Raw genomic sequence first — 19,612 nt, forward strand, 5'->3', positions numbered from 1 at the left:
GCACCTGCACCTGCACCTGCACCTGCACCTGCACCTGCACCTGCACCTGCACCTGCACCTGCACCTGCACCTGCACCTGCACCTGCACCTGCACCTGCACCTGCACCTGCACCTGCACCCACGCCTGCGCCCACACCTGCACCTGCACCTGCACCTGCGCCTGCGCCGGCACCCGCGCCCACACCTGCACCCGAACCTTCGCCGGCTCCCACGCCATCGCCCACGCCATCGCCCACGCCTGCACCAACGCCCGCGCCCGCACCTTCCTTGACCAACGTCACGACCGGCCTGGTCTGGGCCAACGACAAAGGCGAAAGCTCATCCGGCGTGATGACAGCCACCGCGCAGTTCAATGCGCAAGGCGGCCTGCTGGAGTTGAACGACGCAGCCGGCAAAAAGCTGATCGAGAAGGGCACGCCCGTCGACGTCGGCGCGAACGGCACTCTTGCCTGGGGCCGTTGGATCGGCGGACAGAGCAAGGTGCACGACTCCAGTGGCCCGGGCAGCGGCGTGGGCAACGGCAACGTCGCCACGCTGCACTACGTCGCCGCCCTGTCCACGCCCACGGGCTCCACCGCCGGGCAGTTCACGTCGTTCGCGTCGACCTCACCCACCGTGGTGAAGTCCAACGGCGACTTGGTCGCGACGGGCACGATCAACAGTGCCGGCGGCACTTTCACGGCGGCCTTGCTCCTGCAGGCCACGGGCGGTGCCACCTACTTGCTGACGGTGCCGGTGTCGGGCCAGATCTTCACGCTCTCCGGAACGGCGAAGCAGACGTCGCAGTCGACGTTCTCCGGCGTGTCGCTCATCGCCAGCACGGGCACGGGCTGTGTGCCTGGCTGCACGGGCAGCCTGGGCAACAATGTCTCGGTCATCGGCCAGATCGCCGGCGCGCAGGGCACCCAAGCCGGCGTGCTCTACGGCTTCGACAGCCGCCTTGGCAACGTGTCTGGCGTCATCGTCTTCAAGCGCTGAGTTCATGAACCCGTCCGGTCTGGATCGCTCACCCCTGAAAGCCGGCCCCTTCGGCCCGGAGTTCACGACTGGGGTGGGCGGTGTCTTGATCGTCCGCGGCCCCGCGCCACGGGATCACCAAGGGCTCGTCGTTGGCCTGCGCCAGGCCCGCTTCGTCGTGCGCGACTGCGATGCGCAGGACGCGCTCGCGCAGGTGGACCGCGGTGACTGGGATGTGGTGGTGCTGGACGCACAGGCCGCGTTCGACGACGCCGTGGCGCTTGCCTCCGCCATCCGCGCGCGCTACCCCGCGGCCGTGCTGCCCATCGTGATGCTCGGCAGCGCGGCCACCGGCAGCGATCAGCAAAGGGCCTTCGACGCCGGCGCCAGTGACTGGATCAGCACCCCTGCGGACACCGCGGACGTGGCCCGGCGCCTGGCGACGCTGGCCGAGCTGCGCCGCCTGCGCCGCAAGAGCGCGATGGAGCACAACCGCTTTGGCGCGGAGCTGTCGTCGCGCGCGCTGCGGCTCAACGGCCTGATCGAGACCTGCATCGCCATGTCGATGAGCCGCGACCGCCAGGCGCTGCTGCAACAGCTGCTGAGCGAAGGCCGGCACCTGCTGAACTGCGATGGCGGCACCATGTACATGGTCACCGAGCAGGAGACGCTGCGCTTCGAGATGCGCACGCGCAACGACGCGCTGCCCACCACGCAGATTCCGCTCTACCACCCCGACACGGGCGAGCCCAACGAGAACTACGTCTCCGTCTACACCGCACTGCACAACCAGTCTGTGCGCATCGACGACGTCTACGCCGAAACGCGCTTCGACCTGAGTGGCACGCGCGCCTTCGATGACGCCACGGGCTACCGCACGGTCTCGATGCTGACGGTGCCCATCGCACCGCGTGGCAGCGCACCCATCGGCGTGCTGCAGTTCATGAACGCGATCGACCCGTTCACGGGCGCCATCGTGCCCTTCGACCCCGAAGCCGGCGGCGTGGTCGAGGCGCTGGCCGCTCAGGCTGCCGTGGCGCTGGACAACATGGAACTGGTGGACGCGCAGAAGCAGCTCACCGAGAGCCTGATCCGCGTGCTGGCCACCACCATCGACGCCAAGAGCCCGCACACCGGCCGGCACTGCGAGCGCGTGCCCGAGTTGGCCCTGCGCCTGGCACAGGCGGCGTGCGACGCCACCGACGGCCCGCTGAAACACTTCGCCTTCCGCTCCGAGCGCGAATGGGAGGAGTTCCGCATCGGCGCCTGGCTGCACGACTGCGGCAAGGTGACCACGCCCGAGTTCGTCATCGACAAGGCCACCAAGCTCGACGCGCTGCACAACCGCATCCACGAAGTGCGCATGCGTTTCGAGGTGATGCACCGCGACCTGGAGATCGAACGCCTGCAGGCCCAGCTGGCCGGCAGCTGGACCGACGCAAGGCAAGCTGCCCACGACGCGGAGCTCGTCCGCCTGAAGCAGGAATTCGAGTTCATTGCCCGCTGCAACGTCGGCGACGAGACGATGGAACCGGAGGCGGTGGACGCGCTGGCCCGCATCGCCGCGCAGCGTTGGACACGGCACTTCGACGACCGCCTGGGCCTGTCGGCCGCGGAGCTGGCCGCACGCGCCAGCGAGCCGCCGCGCGCCCTGCCCTGCAGCGAGCCGCTGCTGGCCGACCGCGCGACCGACATCGTCAAGCGGCCCGACGACGAACAGCCGGACCCGGTGTTCGGCTTCCGCATGGAGGTGCCCGAGCACCTGTATAACCGCGGCGAGCTCTACAACCTGTCGGTGCGCAGCGGCACACTGACTCCCGAGGAGCGCTACAAGATCAACGAGCACATGGTGCACACGGTGATGATGCTGGAGCGCCTGCCCTTCCCCAAGCATCTGCGGCGTGTGCCGGAGTACGCCAGCACCCATCACGAGCGCATGGACGGCCAGGGCTACCCGCGCCAGCTGGGGCCGGAACAGCTGTCGGTGCCCAGCCGCATCATGGCCGTCGCCGACATCTTCGAAGCCCTGACCGCCGCCGACCGTCCGTACAAGAAGCCGAAGGCCTTGTCGGAAGCGCTGGGCGTCATGCAGCGCATGGCCGGCTCGCACATCGACGCGGAGATCTTCAACCTGTTCCTGCGCGAAGGCATCTACCTGGAGTTCGCGCACAAGCACCTGGGCGCGGAACAGATCGACGTCACCGACCCGACGCCGTTCTACGCCCCGGTGAAGCATGGCTGACGCCGCGCCCGGCGCGGCTCTGGCGCCCCTGCACGGCGCGCTGGCGGCCGGGTCGGCGGAGCGTGTGGCGGCAGCGCTGGTGACGCTGTTCGCGCACGTCGAGCCGCTGGCCGACAAGGTGCAGTGGGTCAACCACCAGCTGGCGGTCAGTCTCGCCGGCGACGCGGCCCTCGCGCGCGCCTGCACGGCCGTGGCTGCCGCCATCGACGCCGAGCCCGCCACCTTCGACCGGCATGGTTATCACAACCGCCAGCATTTCTGCGAGGTGGCGCTGACCGCCTACGCGCTGTGCCGGTTGAACGACCTGGTCACGGAGACGACTCAGTTCGTGCTGCTGGCTGCGCTGGTGCACGACGTGGTGCATGCGGGCCGACCGCAGCCCCCCTTCGTGCAAGAGCGCGCCAGCGTCAACCGCGTGCGGCCGTTGCTGCTGGCGGCGGGCGTCACGCCGGCGCAGGTCGACCGGCTGATGCTGATGGTGCTGGCCACCGACCCCGTCGCCGGCACCGCGTTCATGTCGGCGTGCTGTCGTGGCACCCGCCCCAACCCACCCACCGACGCGCCGGAGCTGGCCGCGCTGGCGCACGACGCCGAGCTGACCGAGCTGGCCCGCCTGCTGTGCGAGGCCGACGTGCTGCCCTCCATCGGGCTCGACGCCGCACACGCGCTGCACGTGCAGCGGCGCCTGGCCCGCGAGTGGCAACGCCCGCTGAGCGTGCGCGACAAGCTGGCCTTCCTGGACGGCGTGCTGCAGCAGGGCTACCTCGGCCGGTTCTTCCTGCCGCGCGTGCAAGCCACCCGCGCGGCACTGGCCGCCAGCCTGCATGCGGTCGCCGAAGGCTGAGCCGCGGCTGGCGCGCTGGGCCTGGGCGCTCCCCGTGGCGGCGCTGGCCCTGGCGCTGCTCACATCCTGGGCCGACCCGCCGGCGCTGCGCAGCCTGCGCAACGCCACGTTCGACCAGTTCCAGCGCTGGCACCCGCGGCCGTACGGCGACCCGCCGGTGCGCATCGTCGACCTGGACGACGACAGCCTGCGCCGCGTGGGCCAGTGGCCCTGGTCGCGCGACCAGGTGGCGCGGCTGCTGTCCGAGATCGGCAAGCAAGCCCCCGCGTCGGTGGCGGTGGACATGATGTTCGCGGAACGCGACGGCAGCGCCGTGCGCGACGGCGATGCCGAACTCGCCCACGTGCTGACACAAGGCCGCGTGGTGCTGGGCTTCGGCATGACCCCGCAGCGCCCACCCGGCGCCGACCCGAACGACGACGGCCTGACGCTCAAGGCCGGCTTCTTTGCGATGGGCGGCGATCCGGCGCCCTTCCTGCCCCCCTTCGCCGCCGCCGTCACCAACCTGCCCGACCTGCAGCAAGCGGCCGCCGGCCAGGGTGCGATGACCTTCATCCCCGACGTGGACGGCATCGTGCGCCAGGTGCCGCTGGTGCTGAGCCTGGACGGCCGGCTGGTGCCGTCGCTGACCGCCGAGGCGCTGCGGCTGGCCGCCGGCGTGGGCCACTACACGGTGCACAGCGAGGGCGACCACGGCGGCGTCATCGACGTGCGCATCGGCGAACGCACCATCGCCACCGACGCCAGCGGCGAGTTCTGGGTGCACTACACGCGGCCGCAGCCCAAGCGCTCCATCCCCGCCTGGCAGGTGCTGGCGCACCAGTTGCCGGCCGACGCGCTGAAGGGCAAGGTCGTGCTGGTGGGCACGTCAGCCCAGGGGCTGATGGACCTTCGCTTCAGCCCGCTGGGCGGCATCATCCCCGGCGTGGAGGTGCACGCCCAGGCGCTGGAACAGGTGTTGAGCGGCCAGCGCCTCAGCCGCCCCGGCTGGGCGCCCGCGGTGGAGTGGCTGGCGCTGCTGCTGGGCGGCGCGGGGGTGGGCCTGCTGGCCATGAAGCGCAGTGCTGCGGTGTCGTCGGCCGGCTTCGTCGCGCTGTCGGGTGCCCTGTCCGCGGCCGCATGGGTCGCGTTCGTGCAGGCGCAGGTGCTGGTCGATCCGGTCGCGCCGCTGCTGGGCCTGGCGCTGGTGTTCATCCCCACCACGGTGATGCGCTACCTGCAAAGCGAACGCCGCCAGCGGTGGATGAAGCAGACCTTCTCGCGCTACGTGTCGCCCAACCTGGTCGACTACCTGATCGCCCACCCCGACGCGCTGGTGCTTGAAGGCCGGCGCCAGCGCTGCAGCTTCGTCTTCACCGATCTCGCCGGCTTCACCCAGCTGATGGAAGGCATGGACCCGGCGACCGCCGTGGGCCTGGTCAACGGCTATTTGGACCGCATGATCGCCATCGCCTTCGAGCACGATGGCACGCTGGACCGCATCGTCGGCGACGCGGTGGCCATCATGTTCTCCGCCCCGGTCGAGCAGGCCGACCACGAGCAACGCGCGCTGCGCTGCGCGCTGCAGATGCAGGCGTTCTCGCGCCGCTACGTCGACGAGCTGGCGGCGCGCGGCATCGCGTTCTCGGAGACGCGCATCGGCGTGCACACCGGCGAGGTGACCGTGGGCAACTTCGGCGGCGAGGCCATCTTCGACTACCGCGCGCTGGGCGACCCGGTCAACACCGCCGCCCGGCTGGAGGGCGCCAACAAGCACCTGGGTACGCTGGTGTGCTTGTCCGAGGCGACGCTGGCCGGTTGTCCCGGCGCGCCAGCGCGCCCGATTGGCCGGCTCCGCCTGGCCGGTCGCAACAGTTACCTGATGACCTACGAGCCGCTGCAGGACGGACGCGACGACGATTACCAGCGCGCCTTCGAGCTGCTGCGCGCCGGCAGCGACCAGGCACTGGCCGCGTTCGAGGCACTGGCCAGCGCGCGGCCGCAGGACCCACTCGTGCGCCTTCACCTGGCGCGCCTGCGCGCCGGCAAAACGGACGACGCCATCGAGCTGCTGGAGAAATAGCCCGCGGGTGAGGTGTCCATCGGCACGGCGTACCCCGGCTCCTACAATCCCGGCCACCCTTTTCACGGCTGCGAGCCGACCCGGCACGCGGCCCCATCCGAGGTCCTGACACCATGGACACACGCACCTCCGAAACCCGCCTGCGCATCGAGCGCCTGCGCGATGCCCTGATCGCCAACGACGTGCACGCCGTGCTCGTGCCGTCCAGCGACCCCCACCTGTCCGAATACCTGCCCGGCCGCTGGCAAGGGCGCGAATGGCTGTCGGGCTTCACCGGCTCGGTCGGCAGCCTGGTCGTCACGCGCGACCGCGCCGCGCTGTTTGCCGACAGCCGCTACTGGGCGCAAGCCGAGGCGCAGCTGGCCGGCAGCGGCATCGCGCTGGAGAAGATGAACTCGGGCGCGTCCACGCAGTACATCGACTGGATCGCCAAGGAGCTGCAGCCCGGCCAGGTGCTGGCCGTGGACGGCCAGGTGCTGGGCCTGGCGCTGGCCAACGCGCTGCGCGCGGGCCTGGGCCGCAACGGCGTCACGCTGCGCACCGACGTTGACCTGCTGCACAGCGCCTGGGACGATCGCCCCGAGCTGCCCGGCGATGCCGTCTACGAGCACCTGCCGCCGCAGGCCGCCGTCAGCCGCGCCGACAAGCTGGCCCGCGTGCGCGCCGCGATGGCCAGCATCGGCGCGACCCACCACCTGGTGTCCACCGTGGACGACGTGGCCTGGCTGCTGAACCTGCGTGGCGCGGACGTCGAGTGCAACCCCGTCTTCATCGCCCACCTGCTGCTGGACGCCAGCGGCGGCCGCCTCTTCATCGGTGACGGCAAGGTGCCGGCCGACGTGGCGGCGCGCTTGGCCGCCGATGGCATCACGCTGGCGCCCTATGCGCAGGCCTCGGCGGCGCTGGCCGCGCTGCCGGCGGAGGCCAAGCTGCTGATCGACCCACGCCGCGTGACGCTGGGCCTGCGCGAGGCCGTGCCGGCCGGCGTGAAAGTCGTCGAGCAGATCAACCCCAGCACATTGCTGAAGAGCCGCAAGACGCCGGCCGAGGCGGTGTTCATCCGCGAAGCCATGGCCGAGGACGGCGCGGCGATGTGCGAGTTCTATGCGGAGTTCGAGGCGTCGCTGGCGCGCGGCGAACGCTGGAGCGAGCTGGACGTGGACGCCAAGCTGTCCGCCCAGCGCCGCAAGCGCAAGGGCTTCGTCGGCCTCTCCTTCTCGACGATCGCCGGCTGGATGCCCAACGGTGCCCTGCCCCACTACCGCGCCACGCCCGAGTCGTTCGCGCAGATCGAGGGCAATGGCCTGCTGCTGATCGACTCCGGCGGGCAGTACCTGGGCGGCACGACCGACATCACGCGCGTCTGGCCCATCGGCACGGTGAATGCGGCGCAGAAGCGCGACTACACGCTGGTGCTCAAGGGCACGCTGGCGCTGTCGCGCACGCGCTTTCCGCGCGGCACGCTGAGCCCCATGCTGGACGCGATCGCCCGCGCGCCGCTGTGGGAGCACGGCCTGGACTACGGCCACGGCACCGGCCACGGCGTGGGCTACTTCCTGAACGTGCATGAAGGCCCGCAGAGCATCAGCAAGGCCATCGCCGAGCCGGCCATGGCCATGGAGCCCGGCATGATCACGTCCATCGAGCCGGGCCTGTACCGGCCGGGCCAGTGGGGCGTGCGCATCGAGAACCTGGTGCTCAACGTCGCCATCGACACGCCCGAGAACAACGCCTTTGGCGAGATGCTGGCGTTCGAGACGCTGACGCTGTGCCCCATCGACACTCGCTGCATCGACTTGAGCCTGATGCGTGCCGACGAGATCGCCTGGCTGAACGACTACCACGCCACTGTGCGCGAGCGGCTGCAGCCTCTGGTGAGCGGCCCGGCGCTGGCCTGGCTGCTGGCACGCACCGAACCGTTGGTCGCATGACGCGGCTGGCCGCGCTGCTGCTCTGTGCGGCCGGTGCGGCGGGTGCGCAGACGCGCTACGACGGGCTTTGCGACGCGTCCGCGGCCGTCGCGTTGGACGCGCGTCATTTCATCGTGGCGGACGACGAGCACAACCGGCTGGCCATCTACAAACGCGGCGAGCCGGCGATGGTCGGCCAGGTCGAGCTGGACCCGTTCCTGAAGGCCAAGAAGGAGTCTGACCTCGAAGGCTCGGCCCAGGTCGGCTCGCGCATCTACTGGATCGCCTCGCACGCGCGCAACAGCGCGGGCAAGGTCCGTGAGGACCGGCACCGCTTCTTCGCGACCGAGATCGACGGCACGACGGTCGCGCCCGTCGGCAAGCCCTACACCGCGCTGCTGGCCGACCTGCTGGCCACGGCGGCGCTCGCACCCCTGAAACTGGCCGACGCGGCCCTGCTGGCGGCCGAGGCCGACGGCGGCCTCAACATCGAAGGCCTGGCCGCCGCGCCCGATGGCAGCCTGCTGATCGCACTGCGCAACCCCATCCCGCAGAGCAAGGCCATCGTCATTCCGCTGCTGAACCCGGCCGAGCTGGTCGACGGCCAGGGCCCGGCGCGCTTTGGCACGGTCATCCGCCTGGACCTGGGCGGCCGTGGCGTGCGCTCCATCGAGCGCGTCGGCAGCGGCTACCTGATCGCCGCCGGGCCGCCGGCCGACGTGGGTACGTTCGCGCTGTTCCGCTGGAGCGGCAAGGCGGCCGACGCGCCCACGCCCGTCAAGGCCGAGCTGGGCACGCTGCGGCCGGAGGCGCTGTTCGCCTGGCCCGATGGGCAGGTGACGCTGCTCAGCGATGACGGCGGCGTCATGGTGGGCAAAAAGGCCTGCAAGGACGCCGCACCGGCCAAGCGCTCGTTCCGCGCGCTGGACGTCAGGCCTTAGCCGGCGCCGTCGGGTAGCGCCACACCAGCGCCGCGCTGGCCAGCAGCATCAGCAGCACGCCGGCAAACAACGGCGCCGCGCTGTCGGCCCGGCCCATGAACGGCGCCACGACTTGCGTGCCCAGCGCGCCGGCCGCCAGCAAGGCCAGGATCAACATCGCCGTGGCCCGCCCCATCTGCGCCGGCGGCAGCGCCAGCGCGTCGCCGAAGGTGGCCGGCCCACGGATGGCCAGCGCGCCGCAGAAGCAGAACCAGTAGCCCACCACGGCCGCATAAGGCAGCGGCCCCGATACCAGCGACGCCAGCAGCGCAAGCGAGCAGGCGACCACCTGCACCGCGTTGCCCAGGTGCACAACGCGCGCATGGCCCAGCCGTGCCGCCAGCCGGCCCGACTGCGTGGCGCCCAGCATGAAGGCGCCGACGCCGATGACCTGCTGCAGCGCGAAAGCCCCCGATCCCAGCCCCAGCGAGTGCTGCAGCAGCTGCGGCGAGCTGGCCAGGAAGGTCAGCAAGGCGCCGATGCACAGCGCATGCGACAACGCCAGGCGCAGGAAGCGCGGGTTGCGCGCGATGTCCAGGTAGCTGGCGTGGTGCGCCATGTCCAGCCCGGGCAGGCGGCGTGGTGCGATCTTGACGACCCAGGGCAGCACGAGCAGCGACAACGCCATCAGCACCCAGAAGGTGCCGCGCCAGTCCACCACGTGCAGCAGCGCGGCGCCGATGACCGGACCGGCCGCGGGCACGATGGCCTCGACCATGGAGATGGCCGCGATGCCACGCACGACGTCGGCGTCAGCCAGCGTCGCGCGCACGACGCTGGGCGCCACGATGGTGGCCGCAGCCGCCGCCACCCCTTGCAGCAGGCGCATGAGCAGCAGCGTCTCGATGTTGGGCGCCAGCGCGCAGCCCACGCTGGTCAGCGCCAGCAGCACCAGGCCCACCTCCATGCAGCGCCGCGGGCCCAGGCGGTTCAACAGCTCGCCCCACAGCAGCTGCGCGCCCGCCAGCCCGGCCAGGTAGACGGCCACGGTGGCCTGGGCGAGCGGCACGCTGATGCCAAGGCCAGTCTGCAGCGCCGGCACGGCGGGCAGGTAGAGGTCCATCGCGGCCATGCTGACGCCGGTGACGAAGGCCAGCGGCAGGATGGTGCGTATGGAGGCGGAACTTGAATGCATGGACAACCCTTTTCACAAAGGGCGCCCTTGAACCAGCGTCGCCACCGAGCGTGGCGGAGGCCCCCAAGGCCTTCCGTCGCAGCACCCCTCGGCAGGACGGCACCGCGGGGCTCAAGCCCGGCGCGGCGCGAGGCGGATTCTACGGACCGACGCGAACGTCAGCGCCCTGGTTGGAGCGACGCGTCGGCCGCGGCAAAGCTGGCTGCCAGCTGCGTCTTCACGCCCGCCAGCTCGGCCGCGGGCCGGCCCTGGGCCTGCAGCGCCTGCAGCAGCCCGCGCAGTGCCCAGCCGCTGGTGGGGTGCTCGGCCAGGTCGGCGCGAAAGCTCTGCTCGGCCTGGGCCCAGCGCTGCGCCTTGAGCTGCAGGTCGCCCAGCGCCAGCCGCGAGCCGGCGGCCAGCATCGGCGGCTCCATGCGGTCGACGAACTTCGCGGCCGCGACGCCTTCGGCCTGCAGCTGCAGCGCCGCGTCGGCACGCCCTTCGGCCAGCGCGACCTCGGCCGCCAAACGGGCCTTGGCCACCTGGGCCAGGCCGCGCAGCGTCTTCTCCCTGAAATCGTCACGGGCGTTCTCGCTGATCAGCCGGTCCGCGACGGGCGCGAGCTGCGCCAACGCCTGCTGCGCGTCGGCCAGGCGCCCGGTGCGCGCGAAGGCCACGCCGCGCGCCTGCTGGCCCAGCACGGTCGCCACGCCCAGGCCACCGCTGGGCATGGGCTCAGCCAGCACGTCCTCCCATCGCTCCAGCCGCATCAGCGTCAGCACCGGCCGGCTGCGCAGGTATTCGCCGGAGGGGTGGGTCCAGCTCGCGGCATGCTCGGCGGCGGCGCGCGCGTTGGCCAGGGCCACATCGCCGCGGCCCTGCATCAACGCGGCAAACCACAGGTAGGACCGGTTGTGCATGCGCCAGTCTTTGCCGACGCTGAAGCCCTGGCGCTCCAGCTCGGCTTCACGGGCGTCGTCCAGCGCCAGCGCGCGTTCGTTGACGGCCGCCGCCTCACCGTACCGCCCCAGCAAGCCGAAGGTGTGCGAGGGCATGTGCACCAGGTGGGGCGACTGCGGCGCCAAGCCGCCCAGGCGCTCGGCGGCCCCGACGGCGCGGCTGGCCTGGGTGGGTGTGTCCACCGCGTGGATCAGGTAGTGGTTCACGCCGGTGTGCCGCGGGTGGCGGGCCACGACCGCTTCCAGCCGCGCGGCCAAGTCGCCGACGCGGCCGCGGGGCTGGCCCGTGTCGTCGTCCCACCAGTCACCGCGCGTGGCGACCAACTCGGCCTCGGCCCACAGGGACAGCAGGTCAGGGTCGCCGGGCGCGCGGTCGGCCAGCGCATGCAGGCGGTCGGCGTAGGCCAAGTCCAGCGGGTCGGCGCGCTTGCCGGAAGTCTGGCCGCAGACGGGCGCGCTCAGCACGGCGACTTCCGCGCGCTGGCTGGCATGCGCATAGCGCAGCGCCATCGCGGCGATCAGCTCGCGCTCGCGCGGGCTGGCGTTCTCGCGCAGGTGCACGGCCAGGTCCACGTAGCGCCGGGCTTCGGTCAGGTCGCCACGGTCCGGCGCGTTGATGTTGGGGCCCAGCTGCCAGGCCACACCCCAGGCGCACATCGCGCAGCCGGGGTCGGCTGCCAGCGCGGCCTTGAACATGCGCACGGCTTCGTTCTCGTTGAAGGCATAGGCCTGCGCCACGCCCTGGCCGAACAGCCGGCGAGCTTCGTCGACGCGCGTCGTCGGCGCGAAGTCGACGCTGCCATAGCCCTCCAGCCGCGGCGCACGGGCGCTGCGGTCCACCTGCAGCGGCAGCCCCGAGCAGGACGCCAGCACGCACAGCGACACCAGGCTCAAGCGCCAAGAAGACCGAAGGGCGCGACCGGAAAAAGGCAGGGGCATGCAGGGCTCCGCAGCAGAGGAACGACGGGTTAGCCTAAAGGCGGCCGCGACGGCCCGCCACCGGTCATGCCATCAAGTCAGAGGAACCTGACCTTGCAGCGCACGCCCGCCGGGATCTCGCCGGTCGGGTTGGGCAGCTCCAGCCGCACGCCGAAGGAGCCACTGGCCGAATCGAACACGCTGTCGACGACCTTGATCTGCGCGCGCCACACGCCCTTGAGCGGCGACTCCGGCGTGATCTCGGCGGCGCGGCCGGCCTTGATCTGGCCCATCAGGCCCACCGGCAGCACGACCTCCACACGCAGCGGGTTGGTCTGCGCCATCTTCAGGATGGGGCGGGAGCCTTCGCCCGTGAAGGCCAGCTCGCCCGGGTTCTGCAGCCGGTCGGTGACGACACCGTTGAAGGGGGCCCGCAGCGCCCGCTGCCGGAGCACGGCGTTCAGCCGCTGCGACTCGATGCCGGCCAGGCGGCGGTTGTCGACGGCCAGCGCCAGCTCGGCCTCGGCGACGCGCAGCTCGGCCTGGGCCTCGTCGCGGTCCTGGGCGGTGATGTAGTTCTGCTCGCGCAAGTCCTCACGGCGGCGGAACTTCTCGCGCGCGTAGTCGGCGCGGGCGCGGGCCACGCGCAGCTCGGATTCGGACTCGGCGCGCTGCTGGGCGCCGGCCAGCGCCTCGCGCTCGACGCTGCCGTCCAGCAGCACCAGCGTGTCGCCGGCGCGCACATGGCTGCCGCGCTCGACCAGCACCTTGTCGATCAGGGCATTGGCCGGGCTGCGGATCTCGATGCGCTGGTTGGGTTCGATCAGGCAGTCGTAGCCGGCGGGCGCCGCCGGTGCGACGAGCGCTGGCTTGGGTGCCTGGGCCAGCGCGGCGGACGAGAGCAGCAAGAGAGGCAGGGCTTTCATATCTGGTTTCCGGCGAATCCAAGCAGATTGTCGAGTTGGCGGTCGGCCTTGAGCGTGCGGCGGCGCATGGCCGCGTGCAGCCGGCCGGCATGGCCTTGCGCGGCACGGCGCAGCAGTTCCAGCGCCCAGCCGGGCAGCTCGTCGCGGCCGGCGAAGACGCGACCCAGCAGCGCCTGCAGCGCGGCGGCATGGGCGGTGAAGATCTCGTCGTCCAGCGCGACGATGGCCAGCGCGACGCCGGGGTCGCCCTGGCGCGCGCCGCGGCCGACGAGCTGGCGGTCGATGCGGGCGGAGTCGTGGAACTCGGTCAGCAGCACGGCCAGGCCACCCTTGGCGACGACGCTGTCGCTCAAGTGGATGTCGGTGCCACGGCCGGCCATGTTGGTGGCCACCGTCACCGCGCCGGGCTCGCCGGCGGTGGAGACGATGTCGGCCTCCTCCTTGTCCTGGCGGGCGTTCAGCACACGGTGCACCTGGCGGGCGCCAAGCTCCTCGGACAGCGCGACCGATGCGCGCACCGAGCGTGTGCCCACCAGCACCGGCCGGCCGGCGGCCAGCTCGCCGCTGACGGCTTCATGCACCGCCGCCCATTTGGCCGCCTGCGTGCGCAGCAGCCGCGGTGCGCGCGTGATGCGCTGGTCGGGCTTGTGCGTGGGCAGGCGCACGACGTCCAGCCGGTAGACCTGGTTCAGCTCCCCGGCCACCTCGGCCGCCGTGCCGGTCATGCCGGCCAGGCGCAGGTAGCGGCAGAAGAAGCGCTGGAAGGTGATGCGGGCCAGCGTGCGCGCCGGCTCGGTCAGGTCCAGCCCCTCCTTGGCCTCGATCATCTGGTGCAGGCCGCCTTCCCAGCTGCGGCCTTCCAGCACGCGGCCGGTGTATTCGTCGACGATCTGCACGGTGCCGTCGATGACGACGTAGTGCTGGTCGCGGTGGAACAGATGCAGCGCGCGCAACGCCTGGCCCACGAGGTGTTCGCGCCCGCGCGCGACGCCCCAGACACCGCCCAGGCCTTCGGCAGCCTCGCGCACGGCGGGCAGGCCGGCGGCCTCGAAGTGCAGGCTGTGGCGGGCCGCGTCGATGCCGAAGTGCTCGCCCAGCTTCAGCGTGGCGGCGATCTTCAGCGCCTGCTGGTAGTCGGTCGCGTCGGGCGGCTCGCCCTGCTTCTCGGACAGGATCAACGGCGTGCGCGCCTCGTCGATGAGGATGGAGTCGGCCTCGTCGACGATGGCGAAATGCAGGCCGCGCAGCAGCAGCGGCTGCGGCAGCCGGCCATGCAGCTGGCGGGCCTGCATCTGCGCCGGGCTGACGCGGCCACCGGCGGCGACGCGGTCGCGCAGGTAGTCGAACACCAGGCTCTGGTTGGTGCAGTAGGTGATGGGCCGCTGGTAGGCCTCGCGCTTGGCCTCGTGCTCCAGTGTGGCCCAGACGACGCCGGCCGTCAGGCCGAAGAAGGCGAACAGCGGCGACATCAGCTCGCAGTCGCGACGGGCGAGGTAGTCGTTGACGGTGACGACGTGGGTGGGGAGTCCTGCAGCGCCGGCGATCGCTGCGGCGAGGCCGGCGGTGAGGGTCTTGCCCTCGCCGGTCTGCATCTCGGCCAGCCGGCCTTCGATGAGGACGGCCGCGCCCATCAGCTGGGTGTCGAAGGGGCGCTTGTCCAGCGCCCGGCGGGCGCCTTCGCGCACCAAGGCCATGACTTCGGCAAGGCCCGAGGCGCGGCCGGCCTGCACGGCGGCAGGTGCCGCGGCGAACAGGCGGCGACGCAACTCCTGGTCCGACTGCTGCTGGATCTCGGCTTCGAGTTCGCCGGCCGTCTTGGCCATCGCGCGCAGCGTCGGCACGGCGGGGATGAAGCGGCGCTTCAGCCGCCAGATGACGCCGCGGGCGAAGCGGTCGTGCACGGGCTCGTCGACGTCGCGGCGCTCGGGAAAGATGCCGTGGGCGAGGGACTCGCCGATGTCGAGGGGGAGCGTGGCGGTGGTCATGGCGTCAAGCCGCTGCAGCGCCCGTCACAGCTGGAAACGCGACAGGAACAAACGCCGCAGCCCGTCCCACACCCGCAGCGCCACCGGCTCCGACTCATGCTCCAGCCGCACCAGCACGCGCGCGCCGATCTGCCGGTAAGGCATGTCCTGCCCCAGTTGCAGCTCGTGCTCGAACAGTGTCTGCAACGCCTGCAAGCCCTTGGGGTCGTGCGGGTCCAGTGGAATGTCACCACCCGCCGCCGTCCCCAGCGCCGGGCTGGGCAGGTCGCGCGCTGCCGCCGGCACGCTGCGCGCGAGCTTCGCTTCGTAGCTCTGGCCCGGCTGCTGCGGCAGCCTCACCTCGAAGCCCCGCACCGCCGCGCTCTGCCACTGCGGCAGCACGACGCGCACCAGCGGCGGGCCGGCGGTGTCGATGTGGCCCAGCACCTCGCCGCGCTTGAAGAAGCGGCCGGGCAGATCGTCGGGACGCGTCAGCAGCAGGATGCCGGCGACCTCGGCGCGCACGATGAGCTTGGCGGCCTCACCTTCCAGTGACACCAGCGCCGCCTGCTCGCGCCTGACCTCCTCGGCCAGCAAGGCCGCCCGCGCCGGGGCGATGCCGATGACACCGAAGGCCGCGTCGTGCTTGGCCTGGGCCAGCTCCAGGCGTCCGCGTTGCTCGCTCAGCCGCGCCTGCAGCGCCGGGTCGACCAGCTCGGCCACCGGCTGCCCCTCCAGCACCACGGCGCCCGGCCGCACCAGCAGCTTGGAGAAGAAGCCCGCCGACTGCGAGCGCAGCACGGCGTTGTCGCTGGGCCAGACGACGCCGGTCGCGACCGAATGGTGCGGCATAGGGATGACGAACAAGAGCAGCACGACCAGCGCGCCCGACACCCACAGCACGCGGCGCACGCGGCCGGCCTGCGGCTCCAGTGCCGGGTCGCCGGCCAGCCGTTTCAGGCCGCGCGCCCACGGCAGGATGACGCTGGCGATGATGCCCCAGGCGGCGATCAGCACGCCGATGAAGAAGTAGCGGCTCGCGATGAAGACCGCGATGCTGAACATGACGAAGAGCCGGTAGGCCAGCGCCAGCGGCGCGTAGACGAGGAACCAGCGGCGCTCGCCCGGCGTGGACGGCGGCGGCTCGGCCTGGTGCTGGCCGAACAGGTGGTAGCGCAGCAGCCAGCCCCAGTAGTCGGTGGCGCGCTGGCCGAGGTTGGGGCTCTCGATGGCGTCCGCGAAGATGTAGTAGCCGTCGTAGCGCAGCAGCGGGTTGGCGTTGAACATCAGCGTCGTCATGCTGGCCAGCACGATGACGTTGAAGGCCAGCGAGCGCACGAAGCCCGGCTCCAGTGCCAACCACAGGTAGAAGGCGATGGCCGCGATGAAGAGCTCGGTCAGCATGCCCGCTGCGCCCACCAGCATGCGCGGCCAGCGGCTGCCGAAGGCGCTGGAGCTGCTGGCGTCCACATAGGGCACCGGGAAGAACACGAGCAGCATGACGCCCATCTCGTGCACCTCGCCGCCGAAGCGCTTGGCCGCCAGGCCATGGCCGATCTCGTGCGCCGCCTTCAGCAGCGGGAACAGGATGGCCAGCAGCAGCAGGTTGTCGACGGCCAGCAGGCGCTCGTTGATGTTGCCGGTCAGCTCGCGCCAGTGGCTGGGCGCGAGCAGCACGGCGGGCAGCACCACGGCCAGCCACAGCGCGACACCGACCCAGCCCTTCAGCGGCCCGGCGGCGGCGATGACGCGGCCCAGCCAGGCGTCCGGATCCACCAGCGGGAAGCGCAGCGACACGGGGTTGGCGAAGCGCTGCAGCAGCTTGGAGCGGCGCTGCTTGCCGCCGCGCTCGAACAGCTCCGCCACGTCGGGCGTCACGTCGCACTGGATCAGGTCGGCGGCGTAGAGCTGGCCGAACAGCTGCACCAGCTCGTCCTGGCTGGGCGTGTGCTCGTCCATCGCCGCGGACAGGCGATCCCACACCTGCTGCAGCGTGCGCTCGCCGTCCAGCAGGCCGATGACGCGGTAGCTGCTGGGGTTGAAGCGGTGGTACTTGCCGGAGACGCGATCCTCGACGACATACCAGATCTCGCCGCGGTAGACGTGGCGGTGGATGCGCACATGGCCGCGCAGCCGCGGCTTCAGCGTGGCGACGCGGTACCAGTTGGCCGAGAAGAGCGCGTCGCCCAAAGGACGGTCTTGACGCGCGGGAGGGCCTACGGCGTCCATTGCCACAGGGCCAGCTTGACCCAGTCCGTGAAGCGGTGCGTCCACACCCACAGCAGGCTGCGCTCGCCGACGACGACCTTGGCCACGCCTTCCATGTTGGGCTTGAGCTTCAGGCCTTGCTGGCTCTCCAACTCGGCGATCTGCGCTTCGGCGCGGAAGTAGTTGCGGCCTTCTTCCACCACCGAGACCGGCGTGACCGACTTCAGCTTGAAATGCCAGCGCTGGCCCGGCGCGCCGGTCAGCACCAGCTCGCCGCCCTGCCCCGGCTCCACGCGCGCGATGTCTCGCTCGTCGATCTTCAGCATGACGCGCCAGCTCGCCAGCGGCGCCAGTTCGAACAGTGTCTTGCCCATTTCCAGCGGCGCGCCCAGCTGCTGCGACAGGTCGCCCTTGACGACGACCGCGTCGAACGGCGCAGTCAGCTCCACGCGTGACAGCTTGGACAGCGTCAGGTCCAGCTGCGCGCGCGCCTGGTTGGCCTGGGCGGCAGACAGGCGCTGGTTGACGCGATCAGCCTGCGACATGGCCTCGCGCTCCTTGCGCTGCGCCATCTCCAGTTCGGTCTCCCAGCGCACCTTCTCGAGTTGCAGGTCGCGGTCGTCCATGCGCGCCAGCACCTGGCCAGCCTTGACCGTGTCGCCGGCGCGGGCCGGCGCGTCGCGCAGGAATCCGTCGAAGGGCACGACGGCCGAGCGCTGAACGGCGCCTTCGACGATGGCCGGCGCCGACACGCGGTGGTCCACCGGCACGAGGGCGGCGATCAGCAGCAGCAGGGCCAGCACGGCAGCACCCAGCTTGAGGCCGGGGTGGGAGGCATCGGTCAGCCGCGCGGCCGCGTGGCGCAGGCTGCGCCGCGCATGCTGGGCCAGGCCTTCGTCGCGCGCATGCTTGTGCTCCAGCACCGGCGCGAGCACGCCGGCGAGCAGCGCCATGCCCTTCAGCTCGGCTGGCTGGAAGACCGTGTTGCGTTCGAACAGCAGCACCGCGAACGGCGGCGCGGCGCCGATGGCCAGCGGCTGCGACACCAGGGCCAGGCTGCCGGAGTCGGCCGCGTAGCGCGAATGGGCCATGCGCAGCACGCGGCTGTCCGACGTGTCGTCCTCGGGCCAGACGACGGCACTGCGCTGGTCGAAGGCCTCGGTCATCGCGGCCCGGGCCAGCGCGGTCAGGTTGGCGCGCTCGTCGAACCAGGCGGAGTGCGACACGGCGGCCGTCTGCAGCGTGGGCCCGTCGGCCAGCGCCAGCTGCACCTGGTGGCAGCCGAAGCGCGCCGCGAGCTTGTTGACCAGCGTCAGGCCGGCCTGGCGGAAATCGGGCTCGGCCAGCGCCGCGAGCGACACCTCGAACAGGAAGGCCGATTCGTCCAGCCGCTGACGGGCCTGGGACAGCTCGCGCTGCGCGAACAGGTCGGCCATCCAGCCGGCGCCCCAATGCGTGAGGCGGGCGCACAGGCGGATCGCTTCCGGGCTGGCGTCGAGTAGCTCGATGACGACGGCGCCATGCAAGGCCTCGCCGGCGGCCAGCGGATAGGCGAGCTGCGTCGGGTGGCCGGCATGCTGGCGGCGCACACCCTGGCGCGTACCGAGGCACTCGCGGGCGATGTCGGCCAGGCGCTGCAGCTCGGTGCCTTCGGGCCAGGCGGCGGCGGGAACGTAAGAGCCGCCGGCGTCCTGCAGCAGCAACAGGCCCACCTGGGCGCCCGGCACCAGGCTGCACAGCACGGCCAGCCAGGCGCGGCACAGCGCTTCGGCGGAGCTGGCCTCGGCGAGCGATGCCCAGGCGGCGTCAGCGCCCAGGGCGGGGTTGGATGCGGGGAGGTCTTGGCGGGCGTTCATAGACGGTCAGCGGACGAGCGGCGCGGCACCCGGCCCGCCCGGACGCGACGCACCGCCTCCGGAAAGTTCAACGCGCGCGACGACGGGCGATGCCGCCCACGACGCCAAGGCCGGCGAGCAGCAAGGCCAGCGACGCGGGTTCCGGCACGGCGGAGACGTTCACCAGACCGCTGCCGGTGATGCTGATGGGCGTGTCAGCGTTGGCATCGATCAGGTCGAAGGCGTAGCTCACCGAATGATTACCCGCGCCCAGCAGTTGGAACGACATGCCGACCGTGTAGTTGCCGGCTGGCAGCGTCATGGCTTGTATCAGCATGGCGGAGGCGCCGAACTTCCCGGCCACCGGGTCGATGGTGATCTGCGTGAGCAAGGGATCGGGCTCGAACAGCGCGGCGAATGTGGGCCAGGACATGCCCAGTGCCGTGGATGCCGAAGGGTCCAGCGCCAGGCCTGCAGACGGCCAGTCGATGGTCAGCGTCAGCGCCGACAGGTCGAAGGCGGTGGGCACGTTGAAGCTCAGGCTCAGCACGGCGGTGCCACCCAGCGTGCCGCTGACGGTCGGCGCATTGATCACCTCGGCGCGAGCCGGCAGCGAAAACGCAAGGGCGGTGGCCGCGGCGAGCGTGGCGAGGCGAAAAGTCGTCATGGTGTTCTCCTGATATCCGTTCATCT

14 protein-coding genes and 1 riboswitch are annotated in these 19,612 nt (G+C 71.5%); of the genes, 6 read left to right on the forward strand and 8 right to left on the reverse strand.

Annotation, left to right across the window (positions count from 1 at the left end; all coding sequences use genetic code 11):
* Window positions 1-229, reverse strand: a 229-nt coding sequence (locus AC1D29_RS26750) for a hypothetical protein (RefSeq protein ID WP_477903284.1), incomplete at its 3' end; no start/stop codon positions are given.
* 38 nt (window positions 230-267) lie between these two features.
* Between AC1D29_RS26750 and AC1D29_RS26755 the strand changes: the two genes are divergently transcribed.
* The 6 genes from AC1D29_RS26755 (at window position 268) to AC1D29_RS26780 (ending at window position 8,956) form a co-directional block, all read left to right on the forward strand.
* On the forward strand, window positions 268-978 hold the full coding sequence (locus AC1D29_RS26755) for a hypothetical protein (RefSeq protein ID WP_477903286.1): 711 nt from the start codon (window positions 268-270) through the stop codon (window positions 976-978).
* A 4-nt stretch (window positions 979-982) separates the two neighbouring features.
* The gene (locus AC1D29_RS26760) at window positions 983-3,199 is read left to right on the forward strand and encodes an HD domain-containing phosphohydrolase (RefSeq protein WP_477903288.1); all 2,217 of its coding nucleotides are present in this window, start codon (window positions 983-985) and stop codon (window positions 3,197-3,199) included.
* A complete protein-coding gene (locus AC1D29_RS26765) occupies window positions 3,192-4,043 on the forward strand; it encodes a hypothetical protein (protein WP_477903290.1) in 852 nt (283 codons plus the stop codon). Before AC1D29_RS26760 ends, AC1D29_RS26765 begins: the two co-directional genes overlap by 8 nt.
* Window positions 4,024-6,105: a CHASE2 domain-containing protein gene (locus AC1D29_RS26770; RefSeq protein ID WP_477903291.1), complete on the forward strand. Its 2,082-nt coding sequence runs from the start codon at window positions 4,024-4,026 to the stop codon at window positions 6,103-6,105. The genes AC1D29_RS26765 and AC1D29_RS26770 overlap by 20 nt, the downstream gene beginning before the upstream one ends.
* A 113-nt stretch (window positions 6,106-6,218) precedes the next feature.
* The gene (locus tag AC1D29_RS26775) at window positions 6,219-8,036 is read left to right on the forward strand and encodes an aminopeptidase P family protein (RefSeq protein WP_477903293.1); all 1,818 of its coding nucleotides are present in this window, start codon (window positions 6,219-6,221) and stop codon (window positions 8,034-8,036) included.
* The gene (locus AC1D29_RS26780; protein WP_477903294.1) at window positions 8,033-8,956 is read left to right on the forward strand and encodes a DUF3616 domain-containing protein; all 924 of its coding nucleotides are present in this window, start codon (window positions 8,033-8,035) and stop codon (window positions 8,954-8,956) included. The genes AC1D29_RS26775 and AC1D29_RS26780 overlap by 4 nt, the downstream gene beginning before the upstream one ends.
* On the opposite strand, the gene AC1D29_RS26785 is transcribed toward AC1D29_RS26780, so the two are convergent.
* The 7 genes from AC1D29_RS26785 to AC1D29_RS26815 all read right to left on the reverse strand — a co-directional run bounded on the left by AC1D29_RS26785 (window position 8,946) and on the right by AC1D29_RS26815 (window position 19,586).
* Entirely contained in the window at window positions 8,946-10,130 is a 1,185-nt protein-coding gene (locus AC1D29_RS26785; RefSeq protein ID WP_477903295.1) for an MFS transporter, read from the reverse strand. The two genes, AC1D29_RS26780 and AC1D29_RS26785, sit on opposite strands and share 11 nt — an antisense overlap.
* Before the next feature lie 12 nt (window positions 10,131-10,142).
* Window positions 10,143-10,226, reverse strand: a riboswitch (S-adenosyl-L-homocysteine riboswitch).
* A gap of 62 nt (window positions 10,227-10,288) precedes the next feature.
* Window positions 10,289-12,007 carry a hypothetical protein gene (locus AC1D29_RS26790; RefSeq protein WP_477903296.1) on the reverse strand — a complete coding sequence of 573 codons (1,719 nt, stop codon included), beginning with the start codon at window positions 12,005-12,007 and terminating at the stop codon, window positions 10,289-10,291.
* Between the two features lie 77 nt (window positions 12,008-12,084).
* A complete protein-coding gene (locus AC1D29_RS26795; protein ID WP_477903298.1) occupies window positions 12,085-12,912 on the reverse strand; it encodes an efflux RND transporter periplasmic adaptor subunit in 828 nt (275 codons plus the stop codon).
* Window positions 12,909-14,897: a preprotein translocase subunit SecA gene (locus AC1D29_RS26800; protein WP_477903300.1), complete on the reverse strand. Its 1,989-nt coding sequence runs from the start codon at window positions 14,895-14,897 to the stop codon at window positions 12,909-12,911. Before AC1D29_RS26800 ends, AC1D29_RS26795 begins: the two co-directional genes overlap by 4 nt.
* A 24-nt stretch (window positions 14,898-14,921) precedes the next feature.
* A complete protein-coding gene (locus tag AC1D29_RS26805) occupies window positions 14,922-17,066 on the reverse strand; it encodes a PqqD family peptide modification chaperone (RefSeq protein ID WP_477903302.1) in 2,145 nt (714 codons plus the stop codon).
* A 26-nt stretch (window positions 17,067-17,092) separates the two neighbouring features.
* Window positions 17,093-18,940, reverse strand: a complete 1,848-nt coding sequence (locus tag AC1D29_RS26810) for a hypothetical protein (protein WP_477903304.1) — start codon at window positions 18,938-18,940, stop codon at window positions 17,093-17,095.
* A 67-nt stretch (window positions 18,941-19,007) separates the two neighbouring features.
* The gene (locus AC1D29_RS26815) at window positions 19,008-19,586 is read right to left on the reverse strand and encodes a PEP-CTERM sorting domain-containing protein (protein WP_477903306.1); all 579 of its coding nucleotides are present in this window, start codon (window positions 19,584-19,586) and stop codon (window positions 19,008-19,010) included.
* Window positions 19,587-19,612: the final 26 nt, after the last annotated feature.

It is taken from the genome of Roseateles sp. P1_C6 (genome assembly GCF_056406315.1).